Genomic DNA, 17,112 nt, shown 5'->3' with positions numbered 1-17,112 from the left:
ATTTCCAAGCCAGCCTAAGCCCGTCTACTCGGCCGCCCTGCGCTCTCCCGCATCCGCAGTCTCCGTCAATCCGTAGCGCGCGATCGTGTCATCCAGGCGCAGGGCGGCGTTGATCAGCGCCATGTGCGAGAAACCCTGCGGCGTGTTCCCGCGCTGCTCGCCGGTCGCCGGATCGATCTCCTCGGCAAACAGCCCGACATCGTTGCCCCGGGCGATCAGCCGCTCGAACGCCGTCTTGGCGTCGGCGGTCCGGCCGTCGAGGGCGAGGCAGCCGACCCGCCAGAACGCGCAGGCCGTGAAGGTGCCCTCGTCGCCGGCGAGCCCGTCATCCATGCGGTAGCGGTAGATCAGATCGCCGACGCCGAGCTCCCGCTCGACCGCCGCCAGGGTCGCGCGCGTGCGCGGGTCCTTCGGATCGAGGGCGCCGAACAGGACGACACGGAGCACCGCGGCATCCAGGTGATGCGACTCATAGGCCCCGGTATAGGCCTGCTTCTCCTCGCTCCAGCCCTTCTCCAGATACTCCGCCCGGACCTCGGCGGCGACGCGCTCCCACTCCGCGATCTTCGCCTCGGGAACGCCCTTAATGTTCCGGGCGATTCGCGCCGCGTCGGTCAGCGCCACCCAGATCATCGCCTTGGTGTGGACCTGATGGCGCGGCCCGGTCCGCAATTCCCAGATGCCGCTGTCCGGGTCGTGCCGGTGGCGGATCGCCCGCGCCGTCAGGTTGTCGAGCACCTCGGGCAGGCGGTCGTTGACCTTCTCGGGCGGATCGTAATCGACGGCCTCCAGAAACACGCACAGGGCGCGCAGCAGCTCGCCGTAGATGTCGTGCTGGTCCTGCCCCTCGGCGAGGTTGCCGATCACCACGGGCCGCACGCCGTTCCAGCCGGCGAGGTGTTCGAGCTCCTCCTCCTCCGGCATGCCGTCGCTGATCCCGTACATCAGGCGCGTCTCGCGGCCGTACGTGCCGTCGCGCTCGCGCAGGAAGCGCAGGAACTCGGAGGCCTCGCGCACGTAGCCGAGCATCACGAAGGCCGTCACCGTGAAGGAGGCGTCGCGCATCCAGGTGAAGCGGTAATCGTAGTTGCGGTCGCCAGGTACGGCCTCCGGCAAACCCGCCGTCGCCGCAGCCAGGATACCGCCGGAGGGCGAGTAGGTCAGGAGCTTCAGGCAGAGGGCCGAGCGCATCACCGCATCGCGGTAGGCACCGTGGTAGGTGCTGCGGGCGCACCAGCGGCGCCAGTATTCCCCGGTGGCGTCCAAGCGGCTCTGCGCCCCCGCGAAGTCGTCGATTGCGGCGTCCTGCTGATCCTCCCCGTGGGTGAGGACGAGGTAGGCGCTCTCACCCGCCGCCAGGGTGAAGCGGATCTCGGCGGTATCCTCCGCCAGAACCGGCCGTGGATGCGCGTTCACCCGCAAGCGGCAGTCGCCGGCCTCGAACAGCACGGACGTGCCCTCGACGGTCGGCGTGCAGGGGCGTCGCGCATAGTCGAAGGTCGGGCACACCCGGAACACGCCGCTGACGCTGCCCGCGTCGCAGGTGAGTATGCGGATCAGCCGGCTCTCGCCCTCGCCGTCGGGACCCTCCTCGGGCTCGGGGCTCGGGGGGTTCACCGGCATGACGTCGATCAGGCGCGCCCGTCCCGTCCGCGTCGAGAAGGTCGTCTCGAGGATGTTGGTCTCGGGCAGATAGCGCCGCGCCGTGCCGTCGAGGCCCTCGAACGCCACGCTGCAGGCGCCGCCGTTCTCGTCGTCGAGGAGTTTGACGAACAGGGCCGGCGAATCGTGGCGCGGCCAGCACAGCCAATCGATCGAGCCGTCGCGGCTGATCAACGCGCAGGAATGGGTGTCGCCGATGATGGCGTAGTCGCTGATAGGCTTTGACACGGGGATTTCCGGCTTGCGGCCTCGCCCGTCAAGCTAGGCGAACGCTGACCGGGGGAGTTAGCCGGGGAGCGTCGCGTGAGGAGTCCGGATCGACGATTCGCCGCAGGAGGAGCAGCGACGCGGCATGGCGCCGCGATGTCGCACCGGAGGCGGTGCTGCAATCCGTCCAACCCTGAGCGGGATCGTCGGGGCGGTGCCTGTATCGGTGCGAGCGTCCGCAGGGAAACACGCGCTTACAAATTGGTTCCGTCCACCGTCTTCGAATAATCGTCGGTTCGGGGCATGATGGATCCATGATGCAGGCTGAACCGCACACAGACTCCGTCGCGATGACGATTCCGGCGACCCCCCATATCCTCGTGGTCGAGGACGATCGGGAGATCTCGACCCTGATCGCACGCTATCTGCGCGGGAACGATTGTCGCGTCACGCTGGCCGGCGACGGCACCGACATGGACCGGGCGCTGGCGGAATCGCGCATCGACCTGATCGTGCTCGATCTGATGCTGCCTGGCGAGGATGGGCTGAGCCTGTGCCGGCGCCTGCGCGAATCCTCGCAGATTCCGATCCTGATCCTGACGGCGAAATCCGAGGATGTGGATCGGATCCTCGGGCTGGAACTCGGCGCCGACGATTATCTCGCCAAACCGTTCAACCCGCGGGAGCTCTTGGCACGGATCCGCGCGGTTCTGCGCCGGGTCACCGCGGAGGCGCCCGACACGGACGAGCGCCGCCGCCTGCACTTCTCGGGCTGGACCCTCGACGTCTCCCTGCGTCAGGTGCTCTCGCCCGAGGGCGCGCGCATCGCCATCACCGGGGCGGAGTTCGATCTGCTGCACGCCCTCTGCCTGCGGCCCGGGCGGGTCCTGTCGCGCGACCAGCTTCTGGACCTGACGCAGGGACGCGCCGCCGGGCCGTTCGAGCGCAGCATCGACGTGCTGATCTCGCGGATCCGCCAGAAGATCGAGCGCGATACCCGCAATCCTGAATTCATCCGGACGATCCGCTCCGGGGGCTACCTGTTCACCCCCGAGGTCACGCGCTCATGAGCGTGCTGCGGCGGCTGCGCGCCCGGCTGCGGCCGGCGACCATCGCGGGGCAGATCGCGTTGCTCGTGGTGGCGGGGATCGCGGTGGCGCATGTCGTCGCCACCGCCGCGTTCCTGCTTCTGCACGAATCCCAGAACCCCGACGAACTGCCCGGCGTCGCGGCGAGCCGCCTCGGCATGCTGTCGCGGCTCCTCGATACGGTCGAGCCGGCGGCCCGGCCCGCGCTTCTGGCGAGCGCGCGCAGCCTGCCGCTGATCCATGTCGAAGCCTGGGACGGCCACGCTCCACCAGGCGCCGTGCCGGTCCCGGATCTTCCGGTGATCCGGCGCCTGCGCAACGGTGCCGGACGGCCGGTGACGATCGTCGACCTGTCCGCCGCGGACCCGGACCAGGAGCGATCGGCCGGGCGTCTCCATGTCGGGATCGTCACGGCCGGCGGGGCGACGCTTCAGGCGACCCTGCCGAACGATCCGCTCCGCACGCCCAAGCAGGGTGCCCTGATCTTCACCGTGGTGTTTCTGGCGCTCACGCTGGCGCTGCTCTGCGTCTGGGCGACCCGCGCGCTGACCGCGCCGCTGAAGCGGCTCGCCGGCGCCGCGGAGGCGTTCGGAGCCCGCGACGATCACGTGGCCCTGCCGGAGGCCGGACCGCGCGAGGTGCTGGCCGTGTCGCGGGCGCTGGACCGCATGCGCTCGCGGGTGCGCCGGCTGATCGATGACCGCACGCAGATGCTCGCGGCGATCAGCCACGACCTGCGCACGCCGATCACCCGCCTGCGCCTGCGCGCCGAATTCATCGAAGACGACACCGCCCGGGCCGCCACCCTGCGCGACCTCGACCAGATGAACGGCCTCGTGGAGGCGGCGCTCTCCTTCGTGCGCGACGGTCAGGCGCGCGACGCCAGCAGCTTCACCCTGGTGGACCTCGCCTCCGTGGTCCAGACGGTCTGCGACGATTTTTCGGATATCGGAGCGCCGGTCAGCGTCGGCCGCAGCCGCCACGTCCTCGTGCGCGGCCGGCCCGAGGAACTGCAGCGGGCGGTGACGAATCTTGTCGACAACGCTGTGAAGTATGGCGACCGGGCGGAGGTCCACATGGAAGCCTCCGCGCGCGGGGTCCGCGTCTGCGTGCGCGATGGCGGACCGGGCATCCCGGAGGCCGAGCGCGAGGCGATGCTGCAGCCCTTCGTCCGTGGCGACCGCGCGCGAAACCTCAACGAGGCGCGGGGCTTCGGCCTCGGCCTCTCGATCGTGCAGGCCATCGTCGAGGCGCACGATGGCCGGCTGATGCTGGAGAATGTCCGCGGCGGCGGCCTCGACGCCGTGATCGAGCTGCCCCTCGCGGCCCAGGTTTTCGCCGGGCAGACGGTCCGAAGACCGGCTCCGGCCCCCGCCGAGGCTGCCTGACGCCTATCGCCGGCACACTCGATCGAGTCGGGCGGGCCACGGACCATCAGGCCCTTTGCGTCGAGAGACTGCGAGATCGATGCGTGAGGTGTTGCGCATCGCGCGGGCAGCCCGAATCCTGGTTTCGAAAGGTTTCGACTCCGCCCTTTCAAGGTGTTTCCAACCGGCGGCAGGGTGAGGTCTCTATGCGATCATCAAGGGCTTGGTGGGTATTGCCTCCGCTCACTGTCTTTGCGCGCGCGAGCGAAGCAATCCAGTCGGCGCCACGCTCACTGAGGTCCCACTGCCCCGGGTCGCTTCGCAGCGCGCGCGATGTCGGCGCGCGGTCGCGGCCAAGTCGAACGTACAACATCCGGAAAGGGCTGGGTCTTACCGTTGGGAGGCCCTCGAACCGGGGTCGAACAGATACGAAAGCCGCGCTGAACACGCCCGTCATCGATCCGCGCCGCGTCATCGAACAGCGGCCCGCGGCCTGCTAGAGCAGTAAGGAGCGCAGAACACCGCGGGAGACGGGATGACGGGCGAGACCAGTTCCTGCGGCGAGCACAGGATCGCGCTGATCGGCGCACCGATCGAGGTCGGGACCAGCGAGCCCGGCGCCCTGATGGGGCCTGCGGCCCTGCGCACCGCCGGCCTCGTCCGTGCCCTCGCGGATCTCGGCTATGCGGTTGCCGATCACGGCGACATCGTCCCCGATGGGCCGGTCGGGGAGCGGGGTCTCGACGCCGTGGCCGCCTGGACGCGCGCCCTGTCCCGAGCCGTCGAGAACGCCCTCGTCGGGGGTGCCTTGCCGCTGACCGCCGGCGGCGACCACAGCCTCTCGCTCGGCTCGATCGACGGCGTCATGCGGCACTGCGCCCGGCACGGTCGGCCACTCGTCGTGCTTTGGCTCGATGCCCATGCCGATTTCAACACGCCGGAGACCTCGCCTTCGGGCAACGTTCACGGCATGCCGCTGGCGGCGCTCTGCGGGGAGGCGGGCTTTCCGCACCTGTTCGCCGATCCGGTTCCGGCCGCGCTCAGCCCCACCAACGTCCATCTGTTCGGATTGCGCTCGATCGATGCCGGCGAGCGGGCTCTGGTCACGGCCCGGCGCGTCGGCGTCACCGACATGCGGACCATCGACGAGTTCGGCGTGGTCGCCCCGTTGCGAAAGATCCTCGCGCAGGTCGCCGCCCAAGGCGCGCACCTCCACGTCAGCTTCGACATCGATTTCCTCGACCCTTCCATCGCCCCGGGCGTCGGCACGACGGTGCCGGGCGGCGCCACCTTCCGGGAAGCCCACCTGATCATGGAGATGCTGCACGATTCCGGCCTCGTGCGCTCGCTGGACATCGTGGAGCTCAACCCGTTCCTCGATGAACGCGGCCGCAGTGCCCGGGTGCTGGTGGAACTGGCGGCCAGCCTCTTCGGGCGGCGCATCCTCGATCGCCCGACCGTGCCGATCGAGGCGGTGCCTCCCGACGCGACCGAGCGCGACTGATGCACGGCCAGATCCCGGATGCGGGCAAGACGGCCGGAGGGGCGCCGGGGCGGCAACGCTCGAACGGCCGCGTTCGGCTGCGGGCCGGACCGGCCTGCGCGGGCGGCGAGACGCGGATCCTCGACCTATCGGAATCCGGTCCGTTGCGGCTGCGGTTTCCGCGCGGGGAGGGGCCCCTGGAGGCGGTTCTCGTGAACACGGCCGGCGGCGTGGCGTGCGGCGACGCCTTCTCGATCGCGCTGGACCTCGCGCCATCGTCCGACCTCACGCTCACCACCACGGCGGCCGAGAAGGTCTATCGATCCGACGGGCCGGTGAGCCACATCAAGAATCGCTTGAGCCTCGGGGCGGGGGCACGGCTCGCCTGGCTGCCCCAGGAGACGATCCTGTTCGACGAGGCCCGGATCAACCGGCGGTTCGAGGCCGATCTCGCCGCGGACGCGTCCCTCCTCGCCGTGGAGATCGTCGTCTTCGGCCGCGCCGCGCGGGGCGAGCGGATCACCGCCGGATCCTTCAAGGATGCGTGGCGCGTGCGCCGGGCCGGCCGACTCGTCTATGCCGACGACCTCTTGATCGAGGGGCCGATCAGCGACCTTCTCGCCCGTCCGGCGATCGGCGGCGCCGCGTGCGCCTGCGCGACGCTCCTCGACGTGTCCGACCGGGCCGAGGCCCGGCTGGACGAAGCGCGGGGCCTCCTGGCCGCGGCCGAGCAGCCCGGGATCGAGGCGGCGGCGAGCGCCTGGAACGGGCATCTGGTGGTGCGCGCCCTCTCGGCCGGCGTCGGCCCCTTGCGTACCCTGGTCGCCCGCTTCCTCACCGGCTACCGCAATCTGCCGATGCCGCGGGTCTGGCAGAGCTGAGACGATCCTGCGGATCGGCGGCGTCGAAGCCGTTGCCTGCGACCGCCGACCTCTGCTAGAGACGCGCACCCGGAGCTGTCCGCCAAGCTCCGCACGGCGCATCGGCGCCGTCGGTACGGCCTCGTGGCGGAGTGGTTACGCAGAGGACTGCAAATCCTTGCACCCCGGTTCGATTCCGGGCGAGGCCTCCATCCTTCCTTTCCGACATCGGCCCTGGCGGACGGCTTGCGACGAAGCGGGCCGCGCAGCGCCCGAAATCGCCCCCATAGCCAGCCTCTCTGCCTTTTCGCGGTTTTGGGCCGAAACACTGTGCACGGCCCAGAGCCGGTCTGCACGGCCGTCTTCCCGGGCGCACGCAGCGCCGGCGGGATCGGGACGCAATGCTGTCCGTGCCAGTTCCCGGCCGAGGTTCCGCTGACGCTCCACCAGTCCGGAGAAGGGCGGCACGTCATGGGTCCAAGAGCACCGATTCGTTGCCGGGCACGCGGCAAGGCGCGTCGAACGTGCCGGCCGGCGCCGGCGTTCCGGGCTTACGGCTCAGGCGCCGTGGACCTGTATCATGTAAGTCTCGATCGCCTGCTGCAGGCTGTGCGTCCCGGTCGTCACGCGCGCCGCGCTGCCGCGCACCTGACCGGCCTGGGCCTCGTTGGACGCGGCGGCGGCCCTGACCCCGGCGACGCTCTCGGACACCTTGCGGGCATCCGCCGCCGCGTCGAAGATGGCCCGCGCGATCTCCTGGCTGGCGTTGCCCTGCTGATCGGTCGCCTCCGCGACCTCGGAGGCGATCATGCTCATGCGGGCGATTGTCTGGGCGATCGACTCGATGGCGCTGACGGTCCGGTCGGCGGCGCCCTGGATGGACCCGACCTGCCCGGTGATGCGGTCGGTGGCGAGCGCGGTCTGGCCGGCCAGCGCCTTGACCTCTGCGGCGACCACCGCGAACCCGCGGCCGGCGGCGCCGGCACGGGCCGCCTCGATGGTGGCGTTCAGCGCCAGAAGATTGGTCTGCTCGGCGACCTCGCGGATCAGCGTCACGACCGCCCCGATCTCCTCGGCAGCCTGCGAGAGCGAGCGCACGGTCGCCTCCAGGCCCCGCGTATCGGTCAGGGCCGTCGATGCGATCTCGCTGGTGTAGCGGACACGGGCCTCGATCTCCCGGGCCGACGCCGAGAGCTCCTCGGCCGCGCTGGCGATACTGTCGACGATGACGGCAGTCTGGCTGGAGGCGCCGGCCACGACAGTCGCCCGAGCCGCCATGTCGCCGGCGTTGCCCGAGAGCGTATCGGCGGCCGCCTGCATCGCCTCGGCCGAGCCGGCGAGATCGGCGACCGCCGTTTGCGTCTCGACTTCGAATGCGTGCGTCGCCGTCGCGAGTTTGTCGATGCGGACGAGGTCGCGGTCGCGCCGGGCCTGCGCATCCGCGTCGAGGTCGCGCTTCTCGATCAGGGCCTTCTGGAAGGCCGCGATGGCCCCTGCCATCTCGCCGATCTCGTCGCGGCGATGCGTGAACGGAATCGGCTGCCCCAGGTCATTGGCGGCGAGGGTCGTCATGCTGGCCTTGAGCCGATGCAGGGGTCGCCGGACCTGCGTTAGGATGATCCAGATCGCCGCGAGCGTGCCGATGGCCAGCGCCAGGGCCGGCACGGTGATCAGCGTGATCCGCGCCTGCCTGCGATCTGCGGCATCCGCGGCGCGTCGGGCGTTCAGGCGCGCCAGCACCTCGCGGCCCAGGGCGGCGATCTCCGAGACCATGCGCTCCCGATTCTTCACCGTCGACTCGTCGGTCGCCTGGATGAGGGCGGCCTTGGGGGACACCGTGAGACCCAACTCGGCGGTGTCGTTCTGGTAGGCAATGAACTCCTTGACGAAGAGATCGAAGCGCCGGCGGCGATCCTCCGGGAGCTGATCCTCCATCGCTTCGAGGAACGGAACGCGCACCTGCTCGACGGTGGCGAGAGCCTCATGGAGCGCGGACAGGCGCGTCCGGGCCTCCGTCACGTCCTCGGAGGTGAACAGCGCCGTCGCCTGGACCACGGCATGCTCGATCGCCTGACCGAGGGCGCCGGCCTGCAATCCGGCATTCCAGATCTTGTCGGTGGCAGCCGCGCGCTCCTGCTCCAGCGCGGACTGGCGCAGGGCGAAGACCGCGATGCCGATGGCCACGACGGCCAGCAGGCCGACCACGACCGAGAGCTTAACGCCGAGGGAGATGCGCATCGCGACGAGGCTGCTTCTGCATGGGACCCGGATCGATCAAGCCATACAGCAGGCACAGGCGCAGCACATTCAAATATAGCCGGCAAAAATCAAAAATCTTTCCTCATCAAGAACGGCCTTTTTGAAGATGGAAGCATTTGCTCGCGATCCACGCACATCGGACGATAGGCCATGGAACGCTTTCTAGTTTTCCTCAGATCTGGATTTGACGATTCGGCCGAAGGTGAGTGACCTTCAACGTTGAGGTCCATCGCTGAGGGCGGCATCATCTTGGCTCGGCCCCGGTCAGGTCGGAACGTCAGGCGAGCGGCACGAGTCACGGCCTGCAATCCCGCCCGGGGTACCGCCGGCCCGGCCGGCGGGACGAACGCCAAGACCAAATCTCTTTCGGGCGCGCCCTGTGAATCGCGAACCCTCTGCCCGTCGTGCCGCCTGCGGTCCGTGCGTCCGATAGCGGGGGGCTGACCCGCCGCGACGCGCCCTCGCCATCCTGACGAAGGTGAACGCGAGCGAGGCATGGCGATCTTCATCGAGGCCCTTGCGCCGGTCGGCTCCGGTGTGTAGAGACGCGGCCGTGATCCCCGATAGCTCAGTTGGTAGAGCAGGCGACTGTTAATCGCCTTGTCGCAGGTTCGAGTCCTGCTCGGGGAGCCATCGGTCCTTCGATCGTTCGGGCGCTTCGCGATCGCCCAGGTCTGGTAGACCGGTTGGCGCGGATCGTCCTCCGCCGATTGACCGTTGGGCATCACCCGGACGTATCCTGAAAGCCTGGCTCTCGACCGACGCCGGATCCCCCGGCTCGCCGGAACGATCGACACGGCCGCCCCACGCGGCGTGCCGTCTGGGCTGAGGCGCCTCGGCCGCGCGCGCATACGGGGACTCGCGACGCGCGAGATCGCCCGTGCAAGGGACGCGCCGGCCAAGCCGGGCCCCGTGCGGCGCGACCCACTGCAGGGAAGATCCGGAGCGCGCTGCTTCGATCGCCGGACCGGACTGCTTCAATCTGAGGGATAAAAGCGCGATAAACGCGCCATGTTGCGCCGATTCGGCTATCCCGCGGAAACAAACAGCCTGTTCATCGCCCTTGTCGATGAACTTGCGACGGGCGTGTTTCCCGCCGCCATCATGGCCGTAACTTATTGCGGTGTGGCGAGCGTCGTCGCTTTCAGACTTGGATCACCGATGTTGTGGGTCATTGCCCTCACAGGCACGATCATCAGCGGCTCGAAGTGCCTTATCAAGCGATGCCATCAACGTGCCCTGCGGATCCGTTCGTGGACCCGCCAGCGCGCGGCCCGCTGGGAGTGGGTGCACACCGGGTTCACGCTCGGCTTCGCGGCCCATATCGGTTGCGTCGCCGCGTGCGGGTTCCTCGCCTCCGATCCCGCCCTCCCCATCCTCGTGACGGGGCTCGTGTTCGGCTACTGCTCGGGCACCGTGACGCGCATCTCGTTCAGGCCCGTCGTCGCGGGCGCCGCCATCAGTATCGCGACAGTACCGGGGATCGCGGCGACGGCCCTCCGGGGCGACGTGACCAGCATCGCGATCGCAACGGTGTTCACGGTGTTCCTGTGCGGAGGGTTCGAGACCATCCGGTACCTCTACCGGAACACGCGGCGTCAGATCATCCTGCGGCACGACATGGCGACGCTGGCCAAGAACGATCCCTTGACGCGTCTGCTGAACCGCCTGGGCCTGCGCGAGGCGTTCCGCGCCGTGGTGGCCGAGGCGCGCGGGAACGCGATCGCCGTGCATTGCCTGGACCTGGACGGGTTCAAGCCGGTCAACGATCAGTATGGCCACGCGGCCGGGGATCTGCTCCTTCAGGCGATCGCTGACCGGCTGCGCGCCGTCGCACCGACCAAGGCGGCAATCGCCCGCGTCGGCGGCGATGAGTTCGTGATCGTCCACGGACCGTTGCTGCAGCCCGATGAAGCCGAGCGTCTCGCTCAGCAACTCGACCGCGCGATCACCGAGCCGTTTCTGATTCAGGGCCGGGAGATCCGCGTCGGGACCAGCATCGGAATCGCGACCGCGCCGCCGGGCTCCCTCGAACTCGATCCCCTCCTGGCCGCGGCCGATGCCGAGCTGTATCGCGCGAAGAAGGGCAAAGGCGGACGCGCCGCTCGGCCGGTGCCGAGGGCGGCGGCCGATCACCAGCCCACCCTGCAGGTGAACGCAGCGTCCTGACCCGGCGCGGGGCGTTCCGCCACAAAGCCCTCGGTTCAACGGGCGCTCTTAGGCCGAACCGGTGTCCAGTGCGGCGGAGAACGCTTCAGAAACGCGCTTTCGCGAGGCGGGGACGTCCGCGATCGTCGGCCTGCCCATCGCGATCGCCGCGGTGTTCAGCCTGGGCGGTAGCCTCACCTGGAAGGCCGGCAAGTGGGCCGAGGCCGTGACGGACGGGTGCCGCGCCGTATTCCTGCGCCGCGGGCTACTGAACGCCATCGCGCGGTTGTCGTTCCTCGCCGGCATCGCATCGGCTGTCCCGACCGTGATCCGGTCCCGGCCGAGCGGGTCCTCCGGGCCGGCAGGATTTGCCGCGCGGCCGATCCTGCCGCTTTTGGAAGCCGATGCGTGCTTGAAAAACAAAGCGAATTTCTGGAACGCCCCATGCCTGACCGCATCACGGCAACGATTCGAGGACTGAACATGTCGGTCAACGCGGTATCGGGAACATCACTCCGGCAGGATCTTGTCAGCGCCTTGCGGCAGGCGCGCGCCGCCAGCACCCAGCCGATCGACGCCAGCGGATACAGCACGGCGAGCCAGGATGCAGGCACCACCCAGGCCACAGGGTCCGCCACGCAGACGGGCAGTGCCGCCGCGAGCCCGGCCATGTCCAGCGACCTGATGGCATCGCTCCTCCAACTGCAATCCGATTTCAGCCAGATGGGGCTGCAGACCGGCGTCACGTCGGGTGCCGAATCCGACAGCGCGTCTGCGACATCCGGCGCCACGGAGGCAAGCCAGGCGTCGAGCGGCGCGGCCCCCGTCCATCACCATCACGGCCATCATGCCCGCCCGTCGGAGTCGGACGCTGCGGCCGACGCTCAGACCGGGTCTTCGGCGACCGCCACGAATGCGGCCACGACTTCGGACGGCAGCGTGACGTCGGGCGGGACCGCCACCGCCACCGGCACCGAGTCGACCGATGGCCTGCAGGGCCTGTTCCAGCAGATGACGAAGGCGATCGCCGCCTACGCCACCGGCGGCCCCGCCGGCATCGCGGCTGCCGCGCTGACGAGTCCGTCGAAGGCCTGAACCGCGCCCGGGTCGAAGCACCCTGGAGCGATGCGCGTTTCCCTGACATGATCGGCCCCTCCGGAGGCTGCCATGTCCCTCACCGTACCCGTGATCCTCGGCAGCGTCCGCCGCGACCGGCTAGGTATCCGGGCGGCGCGTTTCCTGATCGCGCAGCTCGATGCGCGCGGTCATGCGGCACCTCTGGTCGATCCGGCCGAGCTGAAGCTGCCGCTGCTCGACCGGATGTACAAGGAATATCCGGCCGGCACGGCGCCGGAAACCCTGGAGCGATTGGCCGCGCTCTATCGGCGCGCCGACGCATTCTTGGTTGTGACGGCCGAATACAATCACAACGTGCCGCCGGCGCTGTCCAACACGCTCGATCATTTTCTCGAAGAGTATTATTGGCGGCCGTCGGCGATCTGCTGCTACTCCGCCGGGCCGTTCGGCGGCGTCCGCGCCGCCATGCCCCTGCGGGCGATGCTTTCGGAGTTGGGCATGCCGAGCATCCCCTCGCTCCTGCCCATCCCCCGGCTGCAGACTGCCGTCGGGGAAGACGGCGCGCTGAATGAACCGCGGCTCGAAAGCTCCGCCGGGCGCTTCCTCGACGAGCTGACATGGTACGCGGAAGCGCTCGGCGAGCGCCGCCGGCACGGAACGCCCTACTGACGACGCGCGGTGCGATGTTGCCCGCGCGCCCATTGCCACCGTCACCCGACTTCACCGCGTCGCGCAAGGATTCGCTGTACCGGCAGACCTGATTTCGCTGTTGCAAAAAGGTGGCTGCGTGCACGGCCAAAGTATGAGAGCTTAACCGTGTTCCCGAACACGGATTGACTCCGATGAAGATCGAAGACCGGGCGCTCCTGCAGGAGCGCGTGCGGACGCTCGTCTTGCGTCACGCCCTTCAGGCCGTCCTCGACCGCCTTGCGGCCGCGACCCGGGTGGCCGGGCAGGATGCGGAGGCCGAGTTGCTCACCCTCGAGCAATCCCTCGTGGCGGCCGCGCGCAGCCTCGCCGATCGTGCGAGCGCTCAGAAGCTGGCGGTGCTGGTCGCCGTCGAGGATGCGGCCGCGACGATCCGCACCGCCTTCGACAACGCGCATGACCGGCTCGAAAACCTGACTCCGCCCCAGCTCGCTTTCGTCGAGGCACCGGCCGCGGTCGCCGCTTAGAGCGCTCTATGCCGCAATGGACGCCGGTCCGGCGCAAGAGAGCTTGTCACGACACGGGCCGAGAGCCGCGCGCGATGGCAGCGCGATCGGGCACGGCGCTCGGGTGAGGACGTCGACGGGACGCACGCGAGCCGCCGACTGACCATACGGTCAGTCGAAAGCGCCGACGCGCGAGCCCGATCCGACGCGACGCGCGGCTCACTGCTTCGCGCGGTTGATGATCGTCCAGAGAGCCCGGGCCACCGGCTCGGTCACCGTGCGGCGGTACTTGCGGTGGACGAGCTGGCCGTTGTGGAAGACATCCTGCTCGACATAGAGCCTCTCCCCATCCCAGCGGACGATGTTGTCGGACTCGATCGTCTCCTCGACGCCAAGATCGCCTCGCAGGATCGAGCTACCCGTCTGGTTCAGCATACGCGCGTCCTCGTTCACGCAATCGATTCGCCGGGGAGCGCATCGATCCCGCCGATGCCGCCATACCCTACCGTGCGTCCCGGACGGCTCCCCATGTCGGCAGCATAGGAGGGCGCGGCCCGACACGCCAGCGATGCCGTCGACGCAAACGGGCAGCCGTAACGCGGACGCGCCGTTCCGTCAGGGCCAGACCGGTTTCCGCGCCCCGTCACGTTCCCATGTGCGCTTTTGCACCTCGGGACCGGCGTCGTCGTGCGATGTTCCTTGAGCGCGCCAGGGCTGCACGCAGGACAGGTCGCCGAGGGTCCGGACGCCCGGGACCCCGCCACGGAGGCGCTCATGGTGGTTCGCCCATTCCGCTTCGTCGCCCCGGCGCTGGCCGCCCTCGGCCTGATCGGCCTGCGCCTCCTCAGCCCGATCATCGGGCCGGTGCAGCCGGCCTCATCCAGTCCGGTCGAGGACGGGCGCGTGGTGTTCCGCCACTACCTCTGACGCCGCAGCAGGTTTCGGGGAAGCGGCCTCCGGTTACGCGACGAAAACCTGCGGCCCACCAACGACCTGAGCGGCCGACGCGTTGGCCTGCCGACGCAAATCCACTCAGCCGCGTCGGTCGAGGACGGCGCCCGGCATCGCGCAGGCCGGCTGCGCCGACGGCCCCAGGATGATGTCCCCCTGCTGCGGGTTGTTGACCGTGAAGGGCGCGGTCTCCTGAAGGCCGATGAAGCCGCGCCCGATCTGCGGGACGAACAGATCGCCGCCGAACCGCACGAAGCAGCGGTCGAGCACGGCCTCGTAGTCGAAGGTGCGCTGTTCGACGGGCGTCCCCCCCGCCGACGGAATGCCGCAATAAGCCGCGAGGTCGATCCGGCCCGGCCGCGACAGCCGCAGCGACACGGACTGCCCTGGAAGCATCACCGCCGGCGGCCCGCCATCCTGGCGCGCCACAAGGACGAGGCTCGAGCGATTGTAGACCCGGCGCAGGCAATCCGCCGAGGCGGGGGAGGGGATCGAGGCCGACCCGGCCAGGGCGAGGCCGATACCGGCCCAGGCGCACCATACACGCTTCGTCACCGCAAACCCTCCGCCGGACGACCGTTCGATCAGTATCGGTCGCGTTCCACTAGAACAGCGGCCAGCGTGGCCGCGCAAGACGAACGCCGCAACAGCAGGAGCGTTCATCCGCGCGGTTTCGATCGGATCGACGGCGATGGAAAGCCGGTCTCAGCGCCGTTCGTAGAGCAAACGCGCCCGGATCGTCCCCGGGATGGCCCGGATCTCCGTCAGCAGCACCTCGGCATCGGCGTCGGTGGCATCGGTTTCCAGCACCACGTAACCAACTTCGCCGTCCGTCTGGTAGAACTGCGCCGCGATGTTGACGTGCCCGCGGGAGAACACGTCGTTCAGGCGGCCCAGCATGCCGGGCAGGTTGCGCTGGACATGGATGAAGCGCGTGCCGGTCGGCCGGGCGGGGAGCTGGACCTGCGGGAAGTTCACGGCGCCGACCGTCGACCCAATATCCGAGTAATCGACGAGCTTGCGCGCCACCTCGGTGCCGATGCGCTCCTGGGCCTCCTCGGTCGAGCCGCCGATATGCGGGGTCAGGATCACGTTCTCGATCCCCTGAAGCGGACTTACGAAGGCCTCGGCGTTGGAGCCGGGCTCCACCGGAAATACGTCGATGGCCGCACCCTTCAGGTGTCCGTCGCGGAGCGCGCGCGCCAGGGCGTCGAGGTCGACCACCGTGCCCCGGGCGTTGTTGATCAGGAAGGCGCCGGGCTTCATCGCCCGGATCTCGGCCTCACCGATCATGTTGGCGGTGGAGTCGGTTTCCGGCACGTGCAGCGAGACCACGTCGCTCTGGGCGAGGAGGTCGCGCAGCGTCCCGGTCGGCTCAGTGTTGCCGTGGCGCAGCTTGTCGGTGTGGTCGTAGTACAGCACGCGCATGCCCATCGCCTCGGCGAGGGTCGAGAGCTGCGTGCCGATATTGCCGTAGCCGACGATGCCGAGGGTCTTGCCGCGGACTTCCAGGGAACCCGCCGCCGACTTGTCCCAGTGGCCCGCATGGGCGCCGACCGAGCGCGGCACGATCCGCCGCAGCAGCATCACGATCTCGCCGATCGTCAGTTCCGCCACCGAGCGGGTGTTCGAGAACGGCGCATTGAACACCGGGATGCCGCGGTGGCGCGCCGCCTCCAGTTCCACTTGATTCGTGCCGACCGAGAAGCAGCCCACCGCCAGCAACCGGTCGGCCGCCTCGAACGCCGCGGCGTCGAGCTGCGTGCGCGAGCGGATGCCCAGCATGTGCACGCCCTGGAGCGCCTCGTGCAGCGCCTCCCGGTCGAGCGCCTTCGGCAGTCGGGTCAGGTTCTTGTAGCCGGCCGCCCGCATCAACGCCACGGCGCTGTCGTTGATGCCTTCGAGGAGCAGGATCCGGATCTTGTCCTTGGGCAGGGAGAGCTTGTCGGGCGTCATGGCGATCGATCGTCTGTCACTGCGGCCTGGCGGGCGTGACGTCGCCGGACCTGATGGTGAACCGTGAGCGATACGAGCCTGCCCTGTGCGATGCAACATGGCGCCGTGCTGGGCAGCCAAGCATGGCCGGGAGCTGCGGGTCCGGAAGGCGCCCAGGTCCGCGCCGCACGTCGGCGCCCCTATGCCGAACATTGAGGCAGTCCGGCATTGAAAACAGCACTGCTTGGCGGAACTTGATGGGCCTTGAAGCTTTTTAGGCCGCTGTACTGTTCTTGCCTCTCCCGCTCGGCGTTGCGCCGATGCCCGACACGGTCCACTCCCATGCATATCCGCACCGGCTTCACGATCAGCTTCGAGACGTTCGGCCCGACGCCGATGAACCTGCTGCTGAACGTTCACCCGGATCGTCACGACGACCTGATCACCCCGGAGCTGATCACGTTCGATCCGCCGGTGCCGGCACGCCAGCACATCGACGCGTTCGGGAATGTCAGCACCCGCATCGTCGCCCCCGGCGGCCGCATCGCCATGGCGGCGGATTTCACCGTTTCGGATACGGGTATGGCGGACGCGGTCGAGCCGGCGGCGCGTCAGATCCCGGTGCAGGACCTGCCCGACGCCGTGCTGATGTTCCTGCTCGGCTCGCGCTACTGCGACACCGACAAGCTGTCCCAGACCGCGTGGTCGCTGTTCGGCGGCATGCCCGAGGGCTGGGCCCGCGTCCAGGCGATCGTCGACTACACCCACGAGCGCCTGCGCTTCGACTACCAGCGCGCCGACGCCACCCGCACCGCCCATGACGGCTTCATGCAGCGCGAGGGCGTCTGCCGCGACTTCGCCCATCTGGCCATCACGCTCTGCCGCTGCATGAACATCCCCGCCCGCTACGCCACCGGCTAT

General features: G+C 69.2%; 16 protein-coding genes and 2 tRNA genes. 13 read left to right on the top strand and 5 right to left on the bottom strand.

What is annotated here, in order from left to right; all coding sequences use genetic code 11:
• Window positions 1-24: 24 nt before the first annotated feature.
• On the bottom strand, window positions 25-1,890 hold the full coding sequence (locus MKK75_RS09520) for a glycoside hydrolase family 15 protein (RefSeq protein ID WP_244042343.1): 1,866 nt from the start codon (window positions 1,888-1,890) through the stop codon (window positions 25-27).
• 293 nt (window positions 1,891-2,183) lie between these two features.
• Between MKK75_RS09520 and MKK75_RS09515 the strand changes: the two genes are divergently transcribed.
• From MKK75_RS09515 to MKK75_RS09495, 5 genes are all read left to right on the top strand, one after another.
• Complete coding sequence (locus MKK75_RS09515) at window positions 2,184-2,939, top strand: response regulator (protein WP_244042342.1); 756 nt, start codon at window positions 2,184-2,186, stop codon at window positions 2,937-2,939.
• The gene (locus MKK75_RS09510) at window positions 2,936-4,345 is read left to right on the top strand and encodes an ATP-binding protein (protein ID WP_244042341.1); all 1,410 of its coding nucleotides are present in this window, start codon (window positions 2,936-2,938) and stop codon (window positions 4,343-4,345) included. The genes MKK75_RS09515 and MKK75_RS09510 overlap by 4 nt, the downstream gene beginning before the upstream one ends.
• A gap of 514 nt (window positions 4,346-4,859) precedes the next feature.
• Window positions 4,860-5,828 carry an arginase gene (gene rocF, locus MKK75_RS09505; RefSeq protein ID WP_244042340.1) on the top strand — a complete coding sequence of 323 codons (969 nt, stop codon included), beginning with the start codon at window positions 4,860-4,862 and terminating at the stop codon, window positions 5,826-5,828.
• The gene (locus MKK75_RS09500) at window positions 5,828-6,688 is read left to right on the top strand and encodes an urease accessory protein UreD (protein ID WP_244042339.1); all 861 of its coding nucleotides are present in this window, start codon (window positions 5,828-5,830) and stop codon (window positions 6,686-6,688) included. The genes rocF and MKK75_RS09500 overlap by 1 nt, the downstream gene beginning before the upstream one ends.
• A 117-nt stretch (window positions 6,689-6,805) precedes the next feature.
• Window positions 6,806-6,879: transfer RNA gene (locus MKK75_RS09495), tRNA-Cys, on the top strand.
• Window positions 6,880-7,225: 346 nt separating this feature from the next.
• Here MKK75_RS09495 and MKK75_RS09490 read toward each other — a convergent pair.
• The gene (locus tag MKK75_RS09490; RefSeq protein WP_244042338.1) at window positions 7,226-8,905 is read right to left on the bottom strand and encodes a methyl-accepting chemotaxis protein; all 1,680 of its coding nucleotides are present in this window, start codon (window positions 8,903-8,905) and stop codon (window positions 7,226-7,228) included.
• 578 nt (window positions 8,906-9,483) lie between these two features.
• On the opposite strand from MKK75_RS09490, the gene MKK75_RS09485 reads away from it, so the two are divergent.
• The 6 genes from MKK75_RS09485 (at window position 9,484) to MKK75_RS09460 (ending at window position 13,326) form a co-directional block, all read left to right on the top strand.
• Window positions 9,484-9,559, top strand: a tRNA-Asn gene (locus tag MKK75_RS09485).
• A 378-nt stretch (window positions 9,560-9,937) separates the two neighbouring features.
• A complete protein-coding gene (locus MKK75_RS09480; protein WP_244042337.1) occupies window positions 9,938-11,095 on the top strand; it encodes a GGDEF domain-containing protein in 1,158 nt (385 codons plus the stop codon).
• A gap of 61 nt (window positions 11,096-11,156) precedes the next feature.
• On the top strand, window positions 11,157-11,555 hold the full coding sequence (locus MKK75_RS09475) for a hypothetical protein (RefSeq protein ID WP_244042336.1): 399 nt from the start codon (window positions 11,157-11,159) through the stop codon (window positions 11,553-11,555).
• Window positions 11,483-12,169 (top strand): cell wall anchor protein, encoded by a 687-nt coding sequence (locus MKK75_RS09470; protein WP_244042335.1) that lies wholly within the window; start codon window positions 11,483-11,485, stop codon window positions 12,167-12,169. Before MKK75_RS09475 ends, MKK75_RS09470 begins: the two co-directional genes overlap by 73 nt.
• Window positions 12,170-12,241: 72 nt before the next feature.
• Window positions 12,242-12,820: an NADPH-dependent FMN reductase gene (locus MKK75_RS09465; RefSeq protein ID WP_244042334.1), complete on the top strand. Its 579-nt coding sequence runs from the start codon at window positions 12,242-12,244 to the stop codon at window positions 12,818-12,820.
• A 173-nt stretch (window positions 12,821-12,993) separates the two neighbouring features.
• Window positions 12,994-13,326 (top strand): hypothetical protein, encoded by a 333-nt coding sequence (locus tag MKK75_RS09460; RefSeq protein WP_244042333.1) that lies wholly within the window; start codon window positions 12,994-12,996, stop codon window positions 13,324-13,326.
• A gap of 198 nt (window positions 13,327-13,524) precedes the next feature.
• Here the strand turns inward: MKK75_RS09460 and MKK75_RS09455 are convergent, their stop codons facing one another.
• Window positions 13,525-13,740 (bottom strand): hypothetical protein, encoded by a 216-nt coding sequence (locus MKK75_RS09455; protein ID WP_244042332.1) that lies wholly within the window; start codon window positions 13,738-13,740, stop codon window positions 13,525-13,527.
• Window positions 13,741-14,004: 264 nt separating this feature from the next.
• On the opposite strand from MKK75_RS09455, the gene MKK75_RS09450 reads away from it, so the two are divergent.
• Window positions 14,005-14,232 (top strand): hypothetical protein, encoded by a 228-nt coding sequence (locus MKK75_RS09450; RefSeq protein ID WP_244042331.1) that lies wholly within the window; start codon window positions 14,005-14,007, stop codon window positions 14,230-14,232.
• 105 nt (window positions 14,233-14,337) lie between these two features.
• Here the strand turns inward: MKK75_RS09450 and MKK75_RS09445 are convergent, their stop codons facing one another.
• Both MKK75_RS09445 and serA read right to left on the bottom strand, forming a co-directional pair.
• On the bottom strand, window positions 14,338-14,811 hold the full coding sequence (locus MKK75_RS09445; RefSeq protein ID WP_244042330.1) for a hypothetical protein: 474 nt from the start codon (window positions 14,809-14,811) through the stop codon (window positions 14,338-14,340).
• A 150-nt stretch (window positions 14,812-14,961) separates the two neighbouring features.
• Window positions 14,962-16,212, bottom strand: a complete 1,251-nt coding sequence (serA, locus tag MKK75_RS09440) for a phosphoglycerate dehydrogenase (protein WP_244042329.1) — start codon at window positions 16,210-16,212, stop codon at window positions 14,962-14,964.
• 321 nt (window positions 16,213-16,533) lie between these two features.
• Here serA and MKK75_RS09435 point away from each other — a divergent pair.
• A partial coding sequence (locus tag MKK75_RS09435; protein WP_244042328.1) for a transglutaminase-like domain-containing protein occupies window positions 16,534-17,112 on the top strand: 579 nt, incomplete at its 3' end.

The sequence above is a fragment of the Methylobacterium sp. J-030 genome (genome assembly GCF_022829545.1).
GTDB lineage: Bacteria > Pseudomonadota > Alphaproteobacteria > Rhizobiales > Beijerinckiaceae > Methylobacterium.
Note: the sequence above shows the minus strand (reverse complement) of the source record. Positions and strands in the feature narration are given on the sequence as shown.

Bases quoted from the DNA above. Each gene is read 5' to 3' on its own strand.
- MKK75_RS09500 (WP_244042339.1), top strand. From the start codon at position 5,828: ATGCACGGCCAGATCCCGGATGCGGGCAAGACGGCCGGAGGGGCGCCG.
- MKK75_RS09510 (WP_244042341.1), top strand. From the start codon at position 2,936: ATGAGCGTGCTGCGGCGGCTGCGCGCCCGGCTGCGGCCGGCGACCATC.
- MKK75_RS09515 (WP_244042342.1), top strand. From the start codon at position 2,184: ATGATGCAGGCTGAACCGCACACAGACTCCGTCGCGATGACGATTCCG.
- rocF (WP_244042340.1), top strand. From the start codon at position 4,860: ATGACGGGCGAGACCAGTTCCTGCGGCGAGCACAGGATCGCGCTGATC.
- MKK75_RS09480 (WP_244042337.1), top strand. From the start codon at position 9,938: ATGTTGCGCCGATTCGGCTATCCCGCGGAAACAAACAGCCTGTTCATC.
- MKK75_RS09465 (WP_244042334.1), top strand. From the start codon at position 12,242: ATGTCCCTCACCGTACCCGTGATCCTCGGCAGCGTCCGCCGCGACCGG.
- MKK75_RS09490 (WP_244042338.1), bottom strand. From the start codon at position 8,905: ATGCGCATCTCCCTCGGCGTTAAGCTCTCGGTCGTGGTCGGCCTGCTG.
- serA (WP_244042329.1), bottom strand. From the start codon at position 16,212: ATGACGCCCGACAAGCTCTCCCTGCCCAAGGACAAGATCCGGATCCTG.
- MKK75_RS09455 (WP_244042332.1), bottom strand. From the start codon at position 13,740: ATGCTGAACCAGACGGGTAGCTCGATCCTGCGAGGCGATCTTGGCGTC.
- MKK75_RS09460 (WP_244042333.1), top strand. From the start codon at position 12,994: ATGAAGATCGAAGACCGGGCGCTCCTGCAGGAGCGCGTGCGGACGCTC.